Source organism: Arthrobacter sp. MYb213 (assembly GCF_002979915.1).
Lineage (GTDB): Bacteria > Actinomycetota > Actinomycetes > Actinomycetales > Micrococcaceae > Glutamicibacter.
On the sequence record NZ_PCQA01000003.1, the window covers coordinates 483,459 to 502,811 of the forward strand.

Annotated in this window: 15 protein-coding genes; 10 read left to right on the forward strand and 5 right to left on the reverse strand. The window is 55.0% G+C overall.

What is annotated here, in order from left to right:
* Nucleotides 1-42: 42 nt before the first annotated feature.
* Nucleotides 43-1,353 carry an SH3 domain-containing protein gene (locus CQ011_RS09700; RefSeq protein ID WP_105677444.1) on the forward strand — a complete coding sequence of 437 codons (1,311 nt, stop codon included), beginning with the start codon at nucleotides 43-45 and terminating at the stop codon, nucleotides 1,351-1,353.
* A 16-nt stretch (nucleotides 1,354-1,369) separates the two neighbouring features.
* Here CQ011_RS09700 and CQ011_RS09705 read toward each other — a convergent pair whose 3' ends face one another.
* Nucleotides 1,370-2,740 carry a glucose-6-phosphate dehydrogenase gene (locus CQ011_RS09705; protein ID WP_105677446.1) on the reverse strand — a complete coding sequence of 457 codons (1,371 nt, stop codon included), beginning with the start codon at nucleotides 2,738-2,740 and terminating at the stop codon, nucleotides 1,370-1,372.
* 73 nt (nucleotides 2,741-2,813) lie between these two features.
* Here CQ011_RS09705 and CQ011_RS09710 point away from each other — a divergent pair, with 73 nt between their 5' ends.
* Complete coding sequence (locus tag CQ011_RS09710; protein WP_105677450.1) at nucleotides 2,814-4,712, forward strand: glycoside hydrolase family 15 protein; 1,899 nt, start codon at nucleotides 2,814-2,816, stop codon at nucleotides 4,710-4,712.
* 76 nt (nucleotides 4,713-4,788) lie between these two features.
* Nucleotides 4,789-6,984: an acyltransferase family protein gene (locus tag CQ011_RS09715; protein WP_105677454.1), complete on the forward strand. Its 2,196-nt coding sequence runs from the start codon at nucleotides 4,789-4,791 to the stop codon at nucleotides 6,982-6,984.
* Nucleotides 6,985-7,017: 33 nt separating this feature from the next.
* Here the strand turns inward: CQ011_RS09715 and CQ011_RS09720 are convergent, their stop codons facing one another.
* Nucleotides 7,018-7,311 carry a DUF4287 domain-containing protein gene (locus CQ011_RS09720; RefSeq protein ID WP_105677457.1) on the reverse strand — a complete coding sequence of 98 codons (294 nt, stop codon included), beginning with the start codon at nucleotides 7,309-7,311 and terminating at the stop codon, nucleotides 7,018-7,020.
* A 273-nt stretch (nucleotides 7,312-7,584) separates the two neighbouring features.
* On the opposite strand from CQ011_RS09720, the gene aqpZ reads away from it, so the two are divergent.
* The 5 genes from aqpZ to CQ011_RS09745 all read left to right on the forward strand — a co-directional run bounded on the left by aqpZ (nucleotide 7,585) and on the right by CQ011_RS09745 (nucleotide 13,573).
* Nucleotides 7,585-8,334, forward strand: a complete 750-nt coding sequence (gene aqpZ / locus CQ011_RS09725; RefSeq protein ID WP_105677459.1) for an aquaporin Z — start codon at nucleotides 7,585-7,587, stop codon at nucleotides 8,332-8,334.
* 151 nt (nucleotides 8,335-8,485) lie between these two features.
* On the forward strand, nucleotides 8,486-9,259 hold the full coding sequence (locus CQ011_RS09730; protein WP_105677461.1) for a CPBP family intramembrane glutamic endopeptidase: 774 nt from the start codon (nucleotides 8,486-8,488) through the stop codon (nucleotides 9,257-9,259).
* A 2-nt stretch (nucleotides 9,260-9,261) separates the two neighbouring features.
* A complete protein-coding gene (locus CQ011_RS09735; protein ID WP_105677463.1) occupies nucleotides 9,262-10,446 on the forward strand; it encodes an MFS transporter in 1,185 nt (394 codons plus the stop codon).
* Nucleotides 10,447-10,597: 151 nt separating this feature from the next.
* Nucleotides 10,598-12,043 carry an APC family permease gene (locus CQ011_RS09740; RefSeq protein ID WP_105677466.1) on the forward strand — a complete coding sequence of 482 codons (1,446 nt, stop codon included), beginning with the start codon at nucleotides 10,598-10,600 and terminating at the stop codon, nucleotides 12,041-12,043.
* Nucleotides 12,044-12,250: 207 nt separating this feature from the next.
* The gene (locus CQ011_RS09745) at nucleotides 12,251-13,573 is read left to right on the forward strand and encodes a YjiH family protein (protein WP_105677468.1); all 1,323 of its coding nucleotides are present in this window, start codon (nucleotides 12,251-12,253) and stop codon (nucleotides 13,571-13,573) included.
* A 1-nt stretch (nucleotide 13,574) separates the two neighbouring features.
* Here CQ011_RS09745 and CQ011_RS09750 read toward each other — a convergent pair whose 3' ends face one another.
* Both CQ011_RS09750 and chrA read right to left on the reverse strand, forming a co-directional pair.
* A complete protein-coding gene (locus tag CQ011_RS09750; protein WP_105677472.1) occupies nucleotides 13,575-14,399 on the reverse strand; it encodes an MBL fold metallo-hydrolase in 825 nt (274 codons plus the stop codon).
* Between the two features lie 69 nt (nucleotides 14,400-14,468).
* The gene (chrA, locus tag CQ011_RS09755; protein ID WP_105677476.1) at nucleotides 14,469-15,692 is read right to left on the reverse strand and encodes a chromate efflux transporter; all 1,224 of its coding nucleotides are present in this window, start codon (nucleotides 15,690-15,692) and stop codon (nucleotides 14,469-14,471) included.
* 128 nt (nucleotides 15,693-15,820) lie between these two features.
* On the opposite strand from chrA, the gene CQ011_RS09760 reads away from it, so the two are divergent.
* A complete protein-coding gene (locus tag CQ011_RS09760) occupies nucleotides 15,821-17,161 on the forward strand; it encodes an MATE family efflux transporter (protein ID WP_286161149.1) in 1,341 nt (446 codons plus the stop codon).
* Nucleotides 17,162-17,175: 14 nt separating this feature from the next.
* Here the strand turns inward: CQ011_RS09760 and CQ011_RS09765 are convergent, their stop codons facing one another.
* Nucleotides 17,176-17,835, reverse strand: a complete 660-nt coding sequence (locus CQ011_RS09765; protein WP_105677631.1) for a GntR family transcriptional regulator — start codon at nucleotides 17,833-17,835, stop codon at nucleotides 17,176-17,178.
* 172 nt (nucleotides 17,836-18,007) lie between these two features.
* On the opposite strand from CQ011_RS09765, the gene CQ011_RS09770 reads away from it, so the two are divergent.
* Nucleotides 18,008-19,321, forward strand: coding sequence for an MFS transporter (locus CQ011_RS09770; RefSeq protein WP_105677482.1), 1,314 nt, complete (start codon nucleotides 18,008-18,010; stop codon nucleotides 19,319-19,321).
* Nucleotides 19,322-19,353: the final 32 nt, after the last annotated feature.

Sequence of the window (19,353 nt, forward strand, 5' to 3'; positions counted from 1 at the left end):
CGAATTACGAGTCACCGCTAACGCGCCCCAAGATGGAGCAAAATGTCGCCGAAACATCGGTCCTTCCTGTCCAAGACCCTGACCGCTATTGCGGTGGCGACATTTCTGATCTCGGGCAGCACCCTCCCAGCACAGGCGGTCCCGTCTACCGCCCACGTTAGCGTCGCGGTACCGGCCGCAAAGACCAACGTTGCCAAGGTCAAAACCACAGCGAACCTGAATATGCGCTCCGGGACAAGTACCAAGCACAAGGTACTGAGAACTATCCCAAAGGGAAAAGTCGTCCCAGTTTCGGCAGTGGCCTCCAATGGTTGGTATCAAGTGAAATACCAAAACAAAACCGGCTGGGTCTCCAACAAGTACGTCACCGTTGTCGCTAAACGTTCGGCGCCAAAGGCCCCTGTTCCTAAAAATACCAAGACTAAAAAGGTCAATCTGTGGGTGGCCACCAAATCCACGGTCAACCTGCGCAAAGGCGCAGGCACCTCTCACGCGGTAGTTCGAAGTATTCCAAAGCATTCGGCTGCAAAGGCCACCGCCCAGGCACCCAATGGCTGGTACAAAGTTACCTATAAGAAAAAATCCGGTTGGATCTCAAATAAGTACGTCATTACCTGCACTAAAGGCTGTCAGGAAGATACGGGAAATTACACCACCAACCGCGCAGGGCTCAACGACAGGTACTTCACCAAGTCAAATGGTGCCGATCTTTACTCTGCCGCGGGCAAGAGGCTGCGCATTGGCGACATTCCCAAAAATTCAGTCGTGTATCGCGACATCAAGTGGGAGAAGGCCGGTGGCCAGATAACTGGCTGGTACCTTGTGCGCACCCAGGGTATGGATGGCTGGATGAAAGCATCGGCGCTTACCCGTAAGAACACCGCCGCAACCTCAAACAGCAAAGGCATCACCCGGAAGCAAGCGCTCAAACAACGCAACGGAAAGCTCCCAGCAACGATGCTGGTAGCGATTCCTTGGGATAAAGAGAAAACGCTGATCGCAGCCCCGGCGGTCAAAGATCTGACTCGGCTGAATACAGCGTTCAAGAAGAAGTTTGGCAAGAACCTCGACATTGACTTGGCTTACCGAACGTTGGACACGCAAAACTACTATTACAACGAGTTGGGCCCCTACATTGCGGCGAAACCAGGCACCTCAAATCATGGCTGGGGTCTGGCCATCGATGTTCCTGAGTCCTACAACTATTCGTTCAAAGGCAAGTACTACAAATGGTTAAAAACCAATTCGAAAAAGTACAACTGGACGCACCGAAAAAACCTTGAGGAATTCCGCTCAAATGGCACACGCAACCCCTACGCGGAAGCATGGCACTTTGAATACAACGGAAAATAGTAGGTAAAAATGCTGCTTAGGATTGCTCAGGCAGCTGGGGGCCTTCGCTGCCGGCGGGGTAGTCCTGCAACGGTACCGAACCGTCGTCGAATCCACGCTGAATTTCTCCAATAAGCCGCCAACATTCCTCTGACGCATCTCCGCGGACACTGAAGGTGGCATCGGCATCTAGGATGCCGCGCAAAACGTTTCCGTATGAGGACAGGATCGGATCAGCGGTATCGGTTTGCGCGGTCACCCGGTTCATTCCGCGCGCATCAAAAGGCCCACCAACGTTCAGCTCGAACCCAAGCTGCCCGGACTTGAGCAACAACCGTAACCTGTCTCCGGCAACGCGCCCCCGGTGTGGGAATTGCGGATATTCGTGGGCAGGCCTGCGGAAGTTGATCACCAACTCCTTGCAGGGTTCACCGATTGCCTTACCCGAACGCAACGTCACCGGAACTCCGGTCCAGCGCCAACTATCGACTTCCAAGGTGACCTGTGCGAAGGTCTCGGTATTTCTTGCTGGGTCTACTCCCGGTTCAGAAATGTAATCGGGGAACTTCTTACCGTCGATTTCACCTGCAGTGTATCGACCGCGCACCACACATCGTGCCGGGTCCTCATCCCAGAGCCGGGTTGAGCGCAACACGTGCGCGGTTAGCGCAGGAAGCTCCACCGCATCGATGCGAGAAGGCGGTTCCATCATCACCAGTGCCATCACCTGCAGTAGGTGAGATTGGATCATGTCGCGCAACGCGCCACTGGAATCATAAAACCCGGCACGTCCCTCCAGACCCAGAGTTTCATCGTAATTAATCTCAATGGATTCAACATGCTCACGGTTCAGCAACGGCTCAAGCATCCGATTGGCGAAGCGCAAGCCGGTAAACGAATGTACCGAGGGCATATTCAGGAAATGATCTACCCTGAAAGTTTGTGATTCGGGGACCAGCTTGCCAACCAAACGATTTAGTTCTCGCGCAGATTCTAGGTCGTGGCCAATTGGCTTTTCAAGAGCCAAGATCAGATCTTCGGGGAGGTTCAATTCGTTGAGTACTTCTAAAGACTTCATTGTCACCTGTGGTGGCAGCGCAAAGTACAAGCACACCGGAGATTCCAACTCATCGAACAGCTTCTGTAGATCGCTGGCACTGGTGGCGTCACAGGCGGTGAAGGTTGTGGTTTTCAGCGAGTAATCAACCGCCGGGCCACTGGCTTGAACGCTGGCGAACGCGGTAGTTATCGTTTCTTCCCACGCTTCATCGGGTTGCCGGTCCGCGCCAGTGACGGTGACCCGACGCTCTGGTTGCGCGGTCAGCAAAGTTGCCAGTCCGGGCAAAAGTAATCTTGAGGTGAGATCTCCGGTAGCGCCGAGAATGACAAGATTTTTGATGCTGTCCATATTCGCACCCTACTCCTTGTCTTCGCGGAACTGTACCCTTTCAATGAACCGCACATGCTGTTTGAATGAAGCTATGGAAACACCGGCTGCAGGTACCAGATCCACCCCACTTGAAGACTATGCGTTGCTTTCCGATTTACGCACTGGAGCACTGGTATCGCGTGAGGGAAGCATCGACTGGTTATGTTTTCCGCGCTTCGATTCGCCCTCGGTTTTTGCAGCGTTGATCGGCACCGAAGACGACGGCAGATGGCGACTCTGGGCACCGGGTGGGCACGTTGTTTCTCGCAGATATTTGCCACGGACCTTTGTACTGGAGACCATCTGGGGCACCGATACCGGGACCGCCCAAGTGCTGGACTTCTTACCACCGCGCTCGGAACAAGCCGATGTCATGCGTAAGGTCAGCGTCTTGGAAGGACGGGTCGAGATCGCTCATGATCTGCGTATCCGATTCGACTACAACCGGTCCAAGCCGTGGACTCGCAAAATTAGCCTCGACGATGCGGGCACCACCGGATTGCTCTCCGTAGCAGGACCAGACGCACTACTACTGACCGGACCACAGCTTCATCCGGACGTTCCAGCCGATGAAGACCAGACGTCTTCCGCCGAACACTCGGGCCCCAACCGTCCCGATGATTACAGTGGCGCGGTCTCGGATCGTCTCGCAGGACGATTCACGCTGAATGCCGGGGAGTCTCAAACCTGGGCATTAACCTGGCATCAGTCCCATCTTCCTGCCCCGTCTCCACTAGATCCTGAAGAAGCCCTCGAAAAGACCATCAGTTACTGGCAGGACTGGTCCTCCAAGGTGCAGGTGCGGGACCGGTACGATGACATGACGCTGCGATCCCTGATGGTGCTGAGGGCCTTAACCGATCATGAGACCGGTGGTCTGGTGGCAGCTCCGACAACCTCGCTGCCTGAGGATTTTGGCGGCCAACGCAACTGGGACTACCGGTACACGTGGTTGCGTGATGCCTCGTTGACCATTGAAACTTTGGTGAACCATGATTTTACCGACGGTGCATTACATTGGCGGGACTGGCTGTTGCGCGCGGTTGCCGGAGACCCCGATGACTTACAGATCATGTACGGTATCGCCGGGGAACGTGTACTGACCGAATTTGAATTGGACCATCTGTCCGGATATGCGGACTCCAAACCAGTGCGAATTGGTAACGGTGCCTATGGGCAGTACCAAGCAGATGTGGTGGGTGAGGTCATGTTGGCCTTGGCGAAACTACGCGATGCCGGACATGAGGAAGATGAGTATTCCTGGGCGTTACAACAGAACATGCTTGGATTCCTTGAACGGAATATGGACCGTAAGGGCCACGGGATCTGGGAAATGCGCGGTAAAGCGGATCAATTCACCCATGGTCGGGCCATGATGTTTGCCGCCTTTGATCAAGGGATCAAGGCCATTGAGAAATACGGCCTGCCAGGACCAATCAAGTCTTGGACGAAGCTTCGCGAGCAACTGCGTCAAGAGATCTTTGAGCACGGATATAACAAGGAACTGAACTCTTTTACCCAGGCCTACTCCAATAACGAAGTGGACGCCTCGTTATTGCAGCTGCCTAATACCGGTCTGATTGATCCACAAGACCCACGCATGCTGGGCACCGTGAAACGCATTGAAGAAGACCTATTAGATGACGCCGGACTGTTGCTAAGGTATCGAACCCAAGCCGGCAAAGACGGGCTACCCGGTAACGAATACTCGTTCTTGATGTGTTCGTTTTGGTTGGTTGAGCAATACGCGCGCTCAGGGCGGTTGGAGGAAGCCAAAAAATTATTGGACCGGCTGTCCTCTTTTGCTACTGATTTGGGACTTTTTGCAGAGGAATATGATTCTGCCGGTGGCCGACTGGCTGGGAACTTTCCGCAAGCCTTCAGTCATCTAGGGTTTGTGCGCGCGGTTGATGCCGTGGAAGGTGCAGAGCCCGCCAGCAGGACACAGTAACCTACCTCCGGATTTTCTTGGCATTCACAGGCGAGCAATGAAAGGAATGAAGGGATAGTCAACTAACGTTAGGCGAGTGAATGTACTTGCCCGCGCGCAGAAACCAACGAACAAAACCAAAGATTCATCGGATCCGGCGGGGCAGTCCAGCGGTTCGTCTATGGGTTTTCGCCCGGAACTTCAGGGTCTGCGCGCTATCGCGGTACTTCTTGTCATCATTCATCATCTGCGCCCCGGTGCGCTCAGTGGTGGCTTTATCGGTGTCGATATTTTCTTCGTTATTTCCGGCTATCTCATCACCGCACACCTTTATCGTGAACTACACGGCACCGGCAAAATATCGCTCCTGAACTTCTGGGCGCGACGGGTTCGAAGGCTTCTGCCGCTGGCATTCACGGTGCTCCTCGCGACCGCTGTGCTGGTATACGTGTGGATTCCCGCGACCGAGCACGGAACGATGTTTATACATCTTGCCGCTGCCGGACTTTACGTGGAGAACTGGGCGTTGGTATCGGATGCTACCGATTACGCAGCCGCAGGACAGATGTCCACCGCGGTTCAACACTATTGGTCACTGTCGGTGGAAGAGCAGTTTTACCTCTTCTGGCCGTTACTGCTGTTGGTAGGCGTATGGCTTATCCCCAAAGCTCTCCGGCAAAAGAAGACAACCCCCAGCACAATACGCACCAGTGCAGTTTCGGTGCACCGCATCATGTTGATGACCATCGCGCTGATTGCAGTATTCAGTTTCATTTATGGTCTGTGGATCACCGCCGCGAATCCGGCCGGCGCCTACTTTGATACCGCGGCGCGAGCTTGGCAGTTTGCCGTGGGCGGTTTAGTAGCTCTGCTATGCATCAACCGCGGTATCCGTGGTTGGGCCGGCACGCTCCTAGGGTGGGCAGGGCTCGTGACCTTGCTCGTCGGAGCGGTGATGATTCCTACGCTGACGCGCTTTCCCGGGACTATGGCGTTGGTGCCAACCTTGGGAACCGCAGCAGTCCTGGCTTCCGGAAGTATCACCCGTGGATACGGGCGCTGGTTTTCACACGGCACGTGGCTTTCAATCCCGCCGGCACGTTGGATGGGGGACATCAGCTACGGTGCATATCTCTGGCACTGGCCGTTGATTATCGTGGCACCCTTTGTACTGAACACCGAGCCTAAGTGGTACCACGAGGCCGGAATTGTCGCTTTAACTCTGTTGCTGGCATGGCTTTGTCAGCTATTGATTGAAAACCCACTGCGTTTTGGAACGCTACTTAAACCGGTGAAGAACTCGTTCATTTTTGCACTAGTGGGAATGCTCATCCTTGGTGGTGTGAGTTGGGCTGGAACGACGGCCTCGGCGCAAAGCGCCAACCTGCCACGGATGAGCCACGAGGATCCTTGTTATGGTGCTCGGACACTGCTTGATCCGGTGAACTGCCAGCCGGTGGAATCAAATTTTGCCCCGTATCCTTCAGCCGTTGCAGTTTCTCAGCAGGTCCGGGCGCCCCTATTCCCGGGATGCGAAACCGACACCTTAGAGGTTGGCGATAAGAGTTGTCTGCTGGGAGACACCGAGAATCCAAAGCTTCGAATTGCCGTGGTAGGGGACTCACACGCCACCGCTTGGCTTCCAGCCCTTGAGGTCCTGGCGAAGCAGCGTCATTGGCAGTTAGAAACCCATATTCGTTCGGGATGTTCTCCTTCGCTGGCATCCCTCAAACAGGCCGAGCAGCTCAGCGGGCAAGCCGAAAGGCTATGCACCGAATCGATTCGCGCGCTGGGTCCGAAGCTGGCAAACGATAAGGGTCTAGACGCAGTGATTGTGGCTGCACAGGGCAACAAACGTCAATGGGTCTCCTCTGCCGGTTATGAGTTCACCGATCCAAAAACCGAAGGGTTCACCGCCCTATGGGAGTCGTGGACTCAGCGCGGCAAGAAAGTTGTAGTGCTCCAAGAAGTTCCACGACTAGGTAACAAGAATGTGCCGACCTGTGTGGCTACAAATCCAGAAGATCCTCAGGCTTGCTCGGTTACCCGGGAGAAGGGGCTATCTATTCGGCATAATTTGCACAAGGCACTGGAAAGCAAGACTGCTCCCAAAGGTATCGTTCACGCAGACCTCACCAATAGCATCTGCTCTGCAGACCGATGCTTCGCAGTGCTGGGATCGCTGATCACCTACTACGACCAATCGCATCTCTCCCATGACTTTGCGCGCTCCTTGGCACCAGAACTTGGAAAACAGCTAGCTAAAGATCCGTTCTTCGCCGCCGCAAAATAGTCTGGTCTGTTCGGTTTGGTGAAGCTCGCCGAGCTAGCCAGCGTGGGGATTTGTTGCTTTTCCGTCGAGCCATAGCTCGTTGCTTGCATCGCTATGAGTTCCGCCGCTGCCAACGTGCTTGTCGCTAATCTGTGGACCTTTGGTGATGACGTGAACCATGGCCATGGCGTGACCACGGCCTAAACCGTATTCGTCTTTGAGCCATTCAACAATTGGTGTGGCTTTGGTGCCGGAGTCAAAGCCACGCTCGGTTGCTTTGGCAAGTAGCTGGCGCGGGGTGAGACCGGTTTTGCTTTCGATGGTGTCCAGATAGGCCTGAAAAGACATGGGGTACTTTCGCCGGAATGATACGGATCGGGTGATATTTCAACCTATACCCGGACAACATGGACGGCAAGAGTCACCGTGGGATCCCTAAAATATCCGGAATCGTGAGGCGCGTTTTCCCGGCTGCTTGGTCGCCCTCAGGTACAAAGTCGCGCCTACACGGAGAGGAAATTGAGGAAGAATAACTATTCATTTTTAAATTCCACCAATTTGAACATTCCTAAGCATAGACTGTGCCTATCTTGTGGTCCTTGCTTCTAGGAAAGGGAAAGCATGTCACAATCACCATCGCCCACTATGGGCTCACGCTTAGCCGCAGAGTTCCTTGGTACTTTCGTTCTTGTCTTCGGTGGTTGTGGTTCAGCCATCTTCGCCGCACAAGTCCTCGACGGCGATACCGTCAACATGGGTATCGGTTTCCTCGGTGTGGCCCTCGCCTTCGGCCTGACGGTGCTGGTCATGGTCTACACGGTTGGTCATATCTCCGGTGGACACTTCAACCCCGCGGTCACCTTCGGTGCCGCACTTGCCAAGCGTGTGGAATGGAAAGCCGTTCCCGCCTACATGATCACTCAGGTCGTCGCTGCATCAGTTGCCGGGTTAGTGCTCTTCGCCATCGCCTCAGGTAAATCTGGATTTAATGCGGTTGAATCAGGTTTTGCGTCCAACGGTTACGGGGATCGTTCCCCTGACGGTTACTCGTTGCTCTCGGCGTTGATTGTTGAGGTAGTGCTGACTGCAATCTTCCTGTTTGTGATTCTGGGATCTACCGATGAGCGTGCTCCCATAGGCTTTGCAGGACTGTCCATCGGTCTGTCACTGACCTTGATTCACTTGGTCGCTATTCCGGTGACCAACACGTCGGTGAACCCGGCTCGTTCCTTGGGCGTTGCGTGGTTTGCAGGTCCCGAAGCACTGGGTCAGGTCTGGCTGTTCATCCTTGCACCGTTACTCGGTGCAGCGATTGCGGGTCTGAGCTATTCGAAGCTGTTCGCCAAGCCAATGTCTGCCCCGCTGGTGTAGTAATCCTTGACTGAAATTCTCTGCCCACCGCGACGATGCGGTGGGCAGAGAACGTTAATTGCAGTACCAGTGACTGATTTGTCATAAGCCACTAATGGCTTTCACAGCCGGTGGATACAAGATTGGCCAGCTGACTAGATAGGGTAGGAATATGCAGCAACCCCCGCCTTACTCTCAGCAGTATTTCCTGCCGCGCCGCAAACAACGGGTCTTTGACCCCGGAGCGATGTCCCGTGGTGACTGGTGGACAGTAGTTGCCTACATTCTCTTTTTCGTGTTGGGTGGGGCTTCGCTGATCGGGTTGATTCCCGGGTATTTCAGTGCCTTTGATACGCAAGAACAGGCTTTGTTCGGGATCAACCTGATTCTGTACACCACCTTCTTCATCGTGGCGATGGTGCAGTGTGGGGCGCACTTCTTCGAGTCATTCAAAACCATGAAGTACTACCCGTGGGCCAAATGGTTGATGTTGCCTGGTGGTTGGTTGCTAACGATCTTCTTCTCCGCCATCGTCACCACGCTTTTTGGTGGGCCACAGGTCAGCGCAAACCAAGAAGCCCTGCAGGGCATGACCACCGCAGTTCCGTTGCCGATGATGTTTGTAGTGACTGCGGTCTTTGGTCCTTTTGTCGAGGAATATCTCTTCCGTCATCTGCTCATTGGCAAGCTGTCACGCAAACTCAATATCTGGGTCTGTGCACTGATCTCCACTATCGTGTTCGCGTCAATCCATTTCCTCAACGGTGGTGGAATTGCGTCGATCACCCAGATCCTGCCCTATCTAATGCTGGGCGTTTTGATGTCCTTGGCTTATATTCTTTCGGGTAAGTCGTTGGCCTACGCCTACCTATTGCACTTCATCAATAACGCCATGGCGCTATTGATGCTTTACCTGGTGTATCCGCTACTTCCCACTGGGGTCTAGGTTTGAGTTTTACCGGACACGAACCACACTCGGTTCCTTACCGTGGCATGTTGCTGGCGTTGTTTGCCGGTGGTGTGGCCACCTTCTCCCAGCTGTATTCGGTACAGGGGCTCTTGCCGAGTATCGCTGAAGACCTGAATATCAGTTCATCTCAAGCCGCATTGACGGTTTCTGCCGCGACCTTAGGACTGGCTCTGGCCGTTACTCCTTGGGCTATTATTTCGGACCGTATTGGCCGGCGCAGAGTGATCGCTATCGCGCTTATTTCCTCGGTGGTGCTCGGGTTAACCAGCTCCATGATGACTGGCTTTGAACCGTTGATCGTTGTGCGTTTTCTGGAAGGGATTGCACTGGCCGGAGTTCCGGGTAGTGCGCTGGCTTATCTTGCCGATGAGCTAACCCCCCGCGCAGTAGCCTTAGCCAGTGGAACCTACATATCGGGAACCACCCTTGGCGGGTTAGCCGGGCGTCTGGTCGCTAGCTGGGTTGGTGAACCTGCTGGGTGGCGTTGGGGTGTTGCCTCGGTGAGCCTGATGGCGGCCGGCGCCACGTTATTTTTCCTGCTTAAAGCACCCGCGGCGCAAGGATTCACCCCGGTAGAGCAACGCGGACTTCGTCCCATTCTCGGCAAGTTCAAACGTGCCCTGCGCGGGCGAATGACGTTGCTTTATCTCCAAGGGTTCTTGCTGATGGGAGGATTCGTCGCGGTCTATAACTACCTCGCATTTCGCCTCGAAGCCCCACCGTTTTTGGTGCCAGCCTCCTTAGCTTCCTTGGTTTTCATTGCCTATCTCTCAGGCACCTGGTCCGCGGTGGCTAGTGGGCGGCTGGTCGCAAAACTAGGCCGGCGAGGAACATTGCTGCTGAGCATCGTGGTGAGCATGGCTGGGCTATTGCTGACCTTGTCGGCAAGCTTGATGATGATCATCTTAGGAATGATCATCTTCACCGCAGGATTTTTCGCAGCTCATGCGGTGGCCAGCGGTTGGGTTCCGTTACTTGCACCGACCACTCGCGCTCAAGCCGCGAGCCTTTACAATCTCTTCTACTATGTAGGGTCTTCGCTACTTGGCTGGCTCATTGGTGTACCGTTTATGCATTTTGGGTGGTCCACGGTGGTCTTGTGTGTCGTGTTACTTCAAATAATCGCCGTCATCTTTGCCGTTTTTTTGAAACAGAAGAAGTAATCCAAGACATTAAAACTCCCGCTTGTCGAACTTTTGATACCGCTTACCGTTAAGTGTTACGCCGTTGATGTGAGCTGCGAAATGCACCTCTGTGACAGGCCGGACAATAGCTCATGGACTTATTTTCGATCCATCAACACGGAAGTACAACATGAGTAAAGATCTTGCCGATTCCTCGGCAGCGCCAACAACCTTGGCCAAGACTTTAGGTAACTGGGATGCCTTAGCCCTGGGCTTTGGTGCCATGATCGGCTTCGGCTGGGTCGTGCTCACCGGAGGCTGGCTAGACAGCGCCGGCACTATGGGCGCGATCTGCGCCATGCTTGCAGGTGGCGCCATTATGGCCATCGTGGGCTTGACCTATGCCGAACTGACCGCGGCTATGCCGAAGGCAGGTGGCGAACACAATTTCATTCTTCGCGCACTAGGTGCCCGTCCCTCCTTTATCGGCTCGTGGGGGATTATCGGCGGTTATGTCACCATCGTGGCTTTCGAGGCGGTGGCATTCCCGCGCACGGTGGAGTACATCTTCCCTGGTATGAGCAAGATTCCGCTCTGGACAGTGGCTGGTTTCGAAGTGAACCTCACCTGGGCACTGGTTGGTGTCGCCGCGGGTGTGCTGGTGACTTGGATCAACGTCCGTGGGGTGAAGCAGGCTGGTGTGGTGCAAACCTTCACCGTGCTCTTCCTGCTCCTGGTTGGTCTGCTAATGATCTTCGGTTCGGTGACAAGTGGCTCCGCGCAGAATATGGAACCGTTCTTTACTCCCGGCATGAGCGGATTCTTTGCCGTGTTGGTGGCTGTCCCATTCTTGTTCATCGGCTTCGACGTGATCCCGCAGTCTGCCGAAGAGGTGAATATCCCGGCCAAGCAGATCGGTAAGCTGGTTGTAGTCTCCGTGGTGTTAGCAACGCTTTGGTATGTGATGGTGGTTTTGACTACGTCCTCGGCCATGCCTGCGGATCAGCTGGCTAGCGCGGATATTGCCACGGCTGATGCCTTTGGTGCGCTATTCGGTTCGGACATTATGGCTAAGATCCTTATCGCTGGCGGCTTGGCGGGTATTTTGACCTCGTGGAACTCTCTGCTCTTGGGTGCTTCACGTCTGGTGTTCTCTATGGGGCGCGGCGGAATGCTCCCGGCCTGGTTTGGAAAGCTGCACCCGAAATATCAGACTCCAGCCAACGCGTTGTACTTTATCGGTGGTATTTCGGTACTTGCACCGTTCTTCGGCGCGGAAATGCTTGGTTGGCTGGTTGACTCTGGCGCACCGAGCATCATCATTGCCTACTTCATGGTTTCGGTGACTTTCCTGATTCTGCGACGTCGGGAACCGGCGATGGACCGTCCGCTACGTGTAGCCGGCAAGGGTCGCGGTGGAGAAGTTATCGGGTATGCCTCGGTCATTCTTACTGCTGCCCTGTTCTTGCTGTACATGCCGGGTATGCCTGCTTCCTTGAGCTGGGAGCCATGGCTGATTTTCGCGGCCTGGTGGGTACTCGGTGCGGTGTTCTTCGTCAAGGTTCCCGGTGGTATCAAACCGGGGCCGGAGGCTGACGAAGAAGTTATTGCGCGGGTTAGAGCGCGCAAACGCTAATTCTCTTCACGTTTCCAGAGGCCTAAGGCTTACCCAAATGGGTGACCTTAGGCCTCTTTCGTGTCTTAAATGCCGATATTTATTCAAAGTCTGACATTTCGGACAATTCGAGAGGTCTGGGTCACATGATGGTACGAGTTTCGGGTCTTATTAGATCTTGACCGAGGAAGTGAAATGCTTCCGCCGCCAAAGAGAAGCAGGTACGCCATGACATCGGAGTCTTTGACGACCCGGCCCGCGAGAGCCTCACATGTCGCCAAATTTATCGTCTTCAGCCTGATCGGTATCGCGATGTTCTTCATCCCGATTACCTTGAACGGCACCAGCACGATCCCGCTTGATCATCTTGTGACTTTCATTCGCAATGCTTTGGGCCCTGCGGTACCTTTCTACATCCTGATTCTGTTGCTCGCCGGAACCATCATGCCTTTTGCTACCGGCGGGTGGAAAGCGTCAAAACTTCGGATGGTCTTCGCCTTCGCTAATGTGGTGGGACTTGTGGTGGGTGCGGTCTTAATCTTTGGTGGGGGACCGGCATGGCTGACCGAAGACAGTATGGGTCCCTTCCTGCTCAATAAACTAGTGATTCCCGTGGGGCTGATCGTTCCGATTGGTGCCGTATTCCTGGCGCTTTTGGTCGGTTATGGGCTGATGGAATTTTTGGGCATCTTTTGCCAGCCGGTGATGCGCCCACTGTGGCGTACCCCGGGACGTTCGGCAGTGGACGCGGTGGCTTCCTTTGTTGGCAGTTATTCGTTAGGCCTGCTGATCACCGACAGAATGTATCGAGGTGGCCGTTACACCGGACGTGAAGCGGCAATTATTGCCACCGGGTTCTCCACGGTGTCCGCAAGTTTTATGGTGATTGTGGCGAAGGCTCTGGACTTGATGGCGTACTGGAGCACGTATTTCTGGCTGGCGTTGGTAGTTACCTTTGCCGTCACGGCTATCACCGTGCGCATCCCACCACTGAGCCGCATCAAGGATGAAACTTACCTAGGCGTGGAACACCATGCCGAAAAGAAGATCACCGGCCGGCGTGCAGCGACCGCATGGAACGAAGCGCTACTGGCGGTGCACCGTGCGCCGAGCTTTGCGAAGAACATGCGCGACAATATCTGGGACGGGCTGAAGATGGCCATGGCCATTCTTCCCTCCATCCTTTCGGTGGGTCTAGCGGGATTGTTGCTGGCCAAATACACCCCAGTCTTCGACTGGGTAGGCTACCTCTTTGCGCCTTTTGCCTGGGTAGTTGGGCTGGAAGATCCATTGCTGGTCGGCAAGGCTTCGGCCACTGGGATTGCCGAAATGTTCCTACCTGCCACGTTGGCCGCCGGACATGAATCAATTGAGCTGCGCATGGTGGTCGCCATTATTTGTGTCTCGGCAATTATCTTCTTCTCTGCACTGGTCCCATGTTTGCTGGCCACCAGTATCCCGTTGCGTCTCCGCGACATGGTCATTATTTGGTTCATCCGCGTCGCGTTGACGATTCTGATCGCTACACCACTGGTTCGCCTGCTGATGTAGCTCAGGTCAACGAATCGTTACTGCCGCTGGCCCAAGCCGCATAGCGTGCGGCCGAGAACGCTACGATCTCGCCCGCACGCTCCGGCAGCACGGTGGCGAAATTATTGTAGAGACGCTCAAAGCGCAGGGCTGCTAATTGCGTGGCAATTCGTTGCACTACTGGCCCTGATAAGGGAATGCGGTTGGGATAGCTACGCAAGAAAGTGACGTTTCCATCTGCTACCGGAAACACCCCATCCCCGGCTAGAAGGACCCCTTGTGCGTCGGCTCCAGCTTCCCACAGCGCAACGGTACTTCCGGGGAAGTGCCCGCCAATCTGTTCAAGACGGATTCCGTCAATTGGTTCAAAGGGTTCTGACCAAATCTTCACGTTAGGGCTGCTGCGTTGGACCCAGTTTTGATCTGCGGCCGCGACATAGATGGGAGCGTCGCCGAAGGCGCTACTGTAGGCAGATTGCACTCCGTACATATGTGGATGACTCGCCACAATCGCTTGGATGCCGCCCATGTCACCGATAACCTCGAAGGCATGTTGGTCCAATATTCCGGGAACTTCAAAGAGCAGATTTCCCGCCTTGGATTGCACCAGTAAGGCACTTTGACCGATTCCAATGTTCGAAGCGGTCAATGAGGTCAGACCGGGCTCAAGCTCACGGAATTCTACGCGGTGACCGGCTTCCAACAATTCGGTGCGATGAGTCCAGCGTTGAAGGCCGTCCGGAACAAACTGCCGTTCATCAACACAGATGGGACAGAAATCTGGTGTTTCTGCCGAAGGTTCAAATTCCACGGCACAGGCGGAGCACTGCCAATCGATCAGTTCCATACTTCTACTTCCAAAAGTTAGGGCGCAGGGGTGTCCCAGCCTAACTTGATCCGCACTGCCTGCACAGGGTTAGAAGAGCATCCAACCGATGAGCGCACTGGCAACTACAAGTAGCCATGGCGCTACTTTCCACGAATGCAAAGCGACAAATCCTAGGACGGCCAGCACCAAAGTGGGAATCGTGGAGGCACCCTGCACAAACACGGGAGAGTAAAGCGCGGCTGCCAAAAGCCCCACCACCGCTGCGTTTACTCCCATCAGCGCCCGCCGTGCGACGTTTGAATGTCGTAATCGCTGCCAGAACGGAAGAGCCGCAGCAATGAGCAGGGCTGAAGGAAGAAAGATGGCCACCAACGCAATCGGTGCACCCAGAATTCCGGAGGGGCCGGCTTGAAAGACCATCCCTAAGTAAGCAGCGAATGTGAATAATGGTCCGGGAACCGCTTGCGCTGCCGCGTAGCCGGCCAGAAAAGCATCATGATCAACGAGCCCTGTGCCTACCGTCTGTGTTTCAAGCATCGGCAAGACCACGTGCCCACCGCCAAAGACCAGTGCTCCGGTGCTGTAAAAGATTTCAATCAAGTTCAATGCGCCATGATCAAAGAACGCCGCTGCCACCGGGAGTCCGAAGAGTAATAAGAGAAAAATAGCTAGGTATATCAAAGCACTGCGTGGGGAGTGCCGGGCGAAGCTAAACTCAGCTTGTTCTGGCTGCGGTGCTTGCCCCCGTAACCAGAGCAGACCAAGGAGTCCAGCTCCTAAGATCACCGAAACCTGGATGATGGGGGATGGGAAGAGGAGCACCAACGCCATGGCTGCGACAGCGAGTGTGGCCCGTGGTGCATCGGGAGCCAGTGTTTTGGCCATGCCCAATACTGCATGGGCCACCACCGCCACGGTGGCTGCCTTCAAGCCAATAATCCAGCCATTACCAATCAACGAATCCAGATTGTTTGCTGCGATGGCGAAAAGCACCAACAGTACCGCGGACGGCAGGGTAAAAGCAGCCCAAGCCGCGACCAAACCCAATGTTCCAGCACGTTGTAACCCCAAGGCCATGCCCACCTGGCTGGATGCCGGCCCGGGTAAAAACTGACAGAGAGCCACCAGATCCGCATAAGCGATTTCGCTCAACCATTTCCTTTTGACGACAAATTCTTCGCGGAAGAAACCCAAGTGCGCCGTGGGACCGCCAAAAGCGGTGAACCCTAGTTTAAGAAAGGTCATAAATACTTCAGGTACCGAAGAACCTGGAGAGCGTTCACGAAGCGCTGAGGCGCGCGAAGATGTCATAACCGAAGTATTTCAGCTCAGGTATATAAAGTTTTGTAGCCATGCTGAGCACATGGTTAACATGCAGTGAAGTTTTGGCCTGGTACAGAAATCGCTGTTCGTAGGGAACTGTTCGTAGAGTAGGACTCGTGAAATCAGATAAATCCCCAACGTCTTCCCCAGGGTTGGCCAAGCAGATTCTTGTGCTGGCCATTCCAGCCTTGGGCGCGTTAATTGCCGAACCGCTATTTCTGATGGCCGACTCCGCCATTGTCGGACACTTGGGCGTTGCCGAACTTGCAGGCGCCGCATTGGGAACCACGGTGCTTCATACCGCCGTGGGTCTGATGATCTTTTTGGCTTACGCCACTACCCCTGCGGTGGCACGTGCCATTGGTGCCGGACAGCAGTCAAAGGCAATGGCTGCAGGCCGCGACGGCATGTGGTTTGCGGTGGCCTTGGGCGTGATTTTGTCACTGGCCGGATTCATTTTCGCGAGGCCGCTAGTTGGACTTTTGGGTGGAGAGGGTCAAACCCTCAAATTCGCCGTTGACTATATTTTGTATTCCATGCCAGGGCTCACCGCGATGTTACTGGTCCTCGCTGCCACCGGCGTATTGCGTGGAATGCAGGACACCAAGACCCCCTTAGTTGTCGCCACCGCCGGGTTCGGCCTGAACATCGTGCTGAACTTTGCGCTGGTTTATGGGCTGCATATGTCGGTGGCCGGCGCCGCCCTAGGCACCTCGATTGCGCAGTGGATGATGGCGCTGGTGTATCTATGGATGCTGATTCCACGTATCCGTGCAGCCAAAATTCAGCTACGCCCGAGCTGGGTTGGATTCATTTCCACCGGGCAAGTTGGGTCATGGCTGATGCTTCGCAACCTGACCATGCGCGCTGCTTTACTACTCACGGTGGTGGTAGCGACCAATGCTGGAGAGATGACATTGGCGGCGCACCAGCTTGTCTTCACCATCTTCTCCTTCCTCGCATTCGCCCTAGACGCGTTAGCTATCGCGGCGCAGGCTTTGATAGGCAAGGAACTGGGGTCGGGGGATGCTTCGAAGGTCCGCCAACTAACCGGTTTGATGAGTCGGTGGGGAATCTACTTTGGTGTCTTCACCGGGTTGTTGCTGTTCGCTACCTCGTGGGTGTTCCCGATGCTGTTTACTCCCAATACCGAGATCCACCAGTTGACCACCATTGGGTTGTGGATCTTGGCGCTGTCGCAACCGTTGTGCGGTTTGGTGTTTGTCCTTGACGGGGTGCTTATTGGCGCCGGGGACGCGAAATACCTTGGTATTGCTGGCGTGATAAACCTAGTTCTATATCTACCAATGCTGTGGGCTGTTCAGCACTTCGCCACAGATCCGCAGGCCGCAATTTTGTGGATCTGGGTGGCCTTCGCTATCGGTTACATGCTGGCAAGGGCGCTCACTCTCGGAGTGCGAGCACGCGGGAATACGTGGATGCGTCTAGGCCAATGAGATAGTTGTGGCGGCTAACCCCACAGCTCATCTCGATCTTCCTGACCGCCGAGCATGGCCCGGTGAATGGACTGCAAATGAGTGCGCATCGCTTGTTCTGCACCTTCGGCATCTGCTGCGGCAATGGCCGCCAAGATGGCTTGATGCTCTGCGAGTTCCGTGGATTGGGACATATATGTCTGCATTGAAGGCAACACAAAATGTGCTCTCGCCGTCTCGGCGAAACATCTGGTCAGTGTGCCGGTGATCCGCGTATTGCGGTTAGCGGCGCAGAGATCTTCGTGAAAGCGACGGGCTGCGAGCATTGAGGCAATAGGGTCGGCTTCGGCAAGTTGTTCTTGTTCGGCCAGATGCCCGCGTAATACCGCCAAGGTCTGCGCGGAATGGAATCGGGCGACATGATGTGCGGCGCGTGGCTCTAGCAAAATGCGCAACTCCAATACTTCATGGATATCCTCCACGCTGATGGCCCGCACCAGATAACCCTTCTTGGGTAACAGCCGCAGTAATCCTTCGCTGGTGAGCTGCCGTAGCGATTCCCGCACAGGAGTTTTTGACACCTGAAATTCCTCGGCCAGCGCCGGTTCAATCACTAAGGTGCCCGGGGCCAGTAATCCGGTGGTGATCCGCTCACGTAGTTCCATCGTGAGGCGCTCGGAAAGTGAGCTAGCCATTTCTCCTCGTTTCTTCGCGTCCATTCCAAATCCTGCGCGTAACTTTTGCCGTAAGAGTTCACTTGGAATCAAAGAACACTCTAGTCTTGTGTGAAATATATTTCAGGTATCTTACATTGCGTTGCAATGACCAGAACCCACATTTCGCTGCAGAGCGGAGGAGCTAACGCCAATGAATCAACTCAATACGACGGAGCGCGACCCGCTACGACTGCAACGCCGCCGCGCCATCTCCGCATCCCTGGTGGGAACCGCCATCGAATGGTACGACTACGCGCTCTACGGAGCCGCGGCAAGCGTAGTGATTGGTCCTCTGTTCTTCTCCTCGGCCGGCAACTCCGCGGCATCCATTGCCGCCTTCGCAACCTTCGCGGTCGGCTTTGTTGCCCGTCCAGTAGGTGGCGCGGTCATTGGCCATCTGGGAGATAAGTTTGGCCGTCGCCCGGCCATGCTGCTCTCGGTAATTCTGATGGGTATCGCCACCGTGGGCATCGGTTTACTACCCACCGCGCAAACGTGGGGCGCCTGGTCCATTGGACTTCTGGTGTTCTTGCGACTTATCCAAGGCTTCGGTGCCGGGGCAGAACTCACCGGGGCGATGACACTGGTAGCCGAATACGTGGAACCGAAAAAGCGTGGCCTGTACACCTCGCTCATTCTTTCCACTCCGCCACTTGGCATTGCTCTGGCAACGATCTGCTTCTTCGGCGTATCCCTACTCGGTGACGAGGCTCTGCTCGGTTGGGCATGGCGAATCCCGTTCCTTCTCTCCGCACTACTCTTCTTGGTAGCCCTGTACATCCGCAACAAGCTTGAAGAGACCCCTGAGTACGCGCACGCCATGAATCAGGCGCGACAACGTGCGGGCGCACAGAAACTTCCACTGCGCGAAGTCTTCGAATCCCACTGGCGTCGAGTGGTACTTGGCTTCTTTGCAATCACCGGGCACAACGCCACCAACTACATTCTTGCCGTCTTCTCCATCAGCCTGATGGTTGGTTCTGGCATGGCCCGAAGCCAGGCGTTGCTGGCGGTGACCTTGGGCTCGCTGGTCTCGGTTCTACTCACCCCGGTGGGCGGTTGGCTAGCGGACAAGTTTGGTTCCGCCCGTATCTTGGCAGTCGGAAACATAGCAGGTTTACTCCTAGCTTTCCCGATCTTCTTGATGCTCTCCACGGACCAGTTTATTTACGGATTCTTGGCCATCGCGCTGGGTTATGGTCTAGTCATTCCCTGCACCTCCGGAGCACAAGGCGCGTTTTTGACCGAACTATTCCCCGTCACCGTGCGCTTTAGCGGGATCGCTATCGCCAGAGAACTAAATGGTGCCATTGTCGCTGGACTCTCTCCGCTGATTGCGGCAACACTATTGGAACTAGGCAATGGTTCTGTCAATCTCCCCGCGAGTTTCCTAGCCCTTTGTTGTCTGAGCTCCGCGGTCGCCATCTACCTTGGCACCCGCGCAAAAAACAGCATCCGCTACTAAAAACTTTTGCCCCACACTCCGAGATTCAAAGG

Coding starts and splice junctions, on each gene's coding strand:
- CQ011_RS09700 (WP_105677444.1), top strand. CDS start 43: ATGTCGCCGAAACATCGGTCCTTCCTGTCCAAGACCCTGACCGCTATT.
- CQ011_RS09705 (WP_105677446.1), bottom strand. CDS start 2,740: ATGGACAGCATCAAAAATCTTGTCATTCTCGGCGCTACCGGAGATCTC.
- CQ011_RS09710 (WP_105677450.1), top strand. CDS start 2,814: ATGGAAACACCGGCTGCAGGTACCAGATCCACCCCACTTGAAGACTAT.
- CQ011_RS09720 (WP_105677457.1), bottom strand. CDS start 7,311: ATGTCTTTTCAGGCCTATCTGGACACCATCGAAAGCAAAACCGGTCTC.
- aqpZ (WP_105677459.1), top strand. CDS start 7,585: ATGTCACAATCACCATCGCCCACTATGGGCTCACGCTTAGCCGCAGAG.
- CQ011_RS09730 (WP_105677461.1), top strand. CDS start 8,486: ATGCAGCAACCCCCGCCTTACTCTCAGCAGTATTTCCTGCCGCGCCGC.
- CQ011_RS09740 (WP_105677466.1), top strand. CDS start 10,598: ATGAGTAAAGATCTTGCCGATTCCTCGGCAGCGCCAACAACCTTGGCC.
- CQ011_RS09745 (WP_105677468.1), top strand. CDS start 12,251: ATGACATCGGAGTCTTTGACGACCCGGCCCGCGAGAGCCTCACATGTC.
- CQ011_RS09750 (WP_105677472.1), bottom strand. CDS start 14,399: ATGGAACTGATCGATTGGCAGTGCTCCGCCTGTGCCGTGGAATTTGAA.
- chrA (WP_105677476.1), bottom strand. CDS start 15,692: ATGACATCTTCGCGCGCCTCAGCGCTTCGTGAACGCTCTCCAGGTTCT.
- CQ011_RS09765 (WP_105677631.1), bottom strand. CDS start 17,835: ATGGCTAGCTCACTTTCCGAGCGCCTCACGATGGAACTACGTGAGCGG.
- CQ011_RS09770 (WP_105677482.1), top strand. CDS start 18,008: ATGAATCAACTCAATACGACGGAGCGCGACCCGCTACGACTGCAACGC.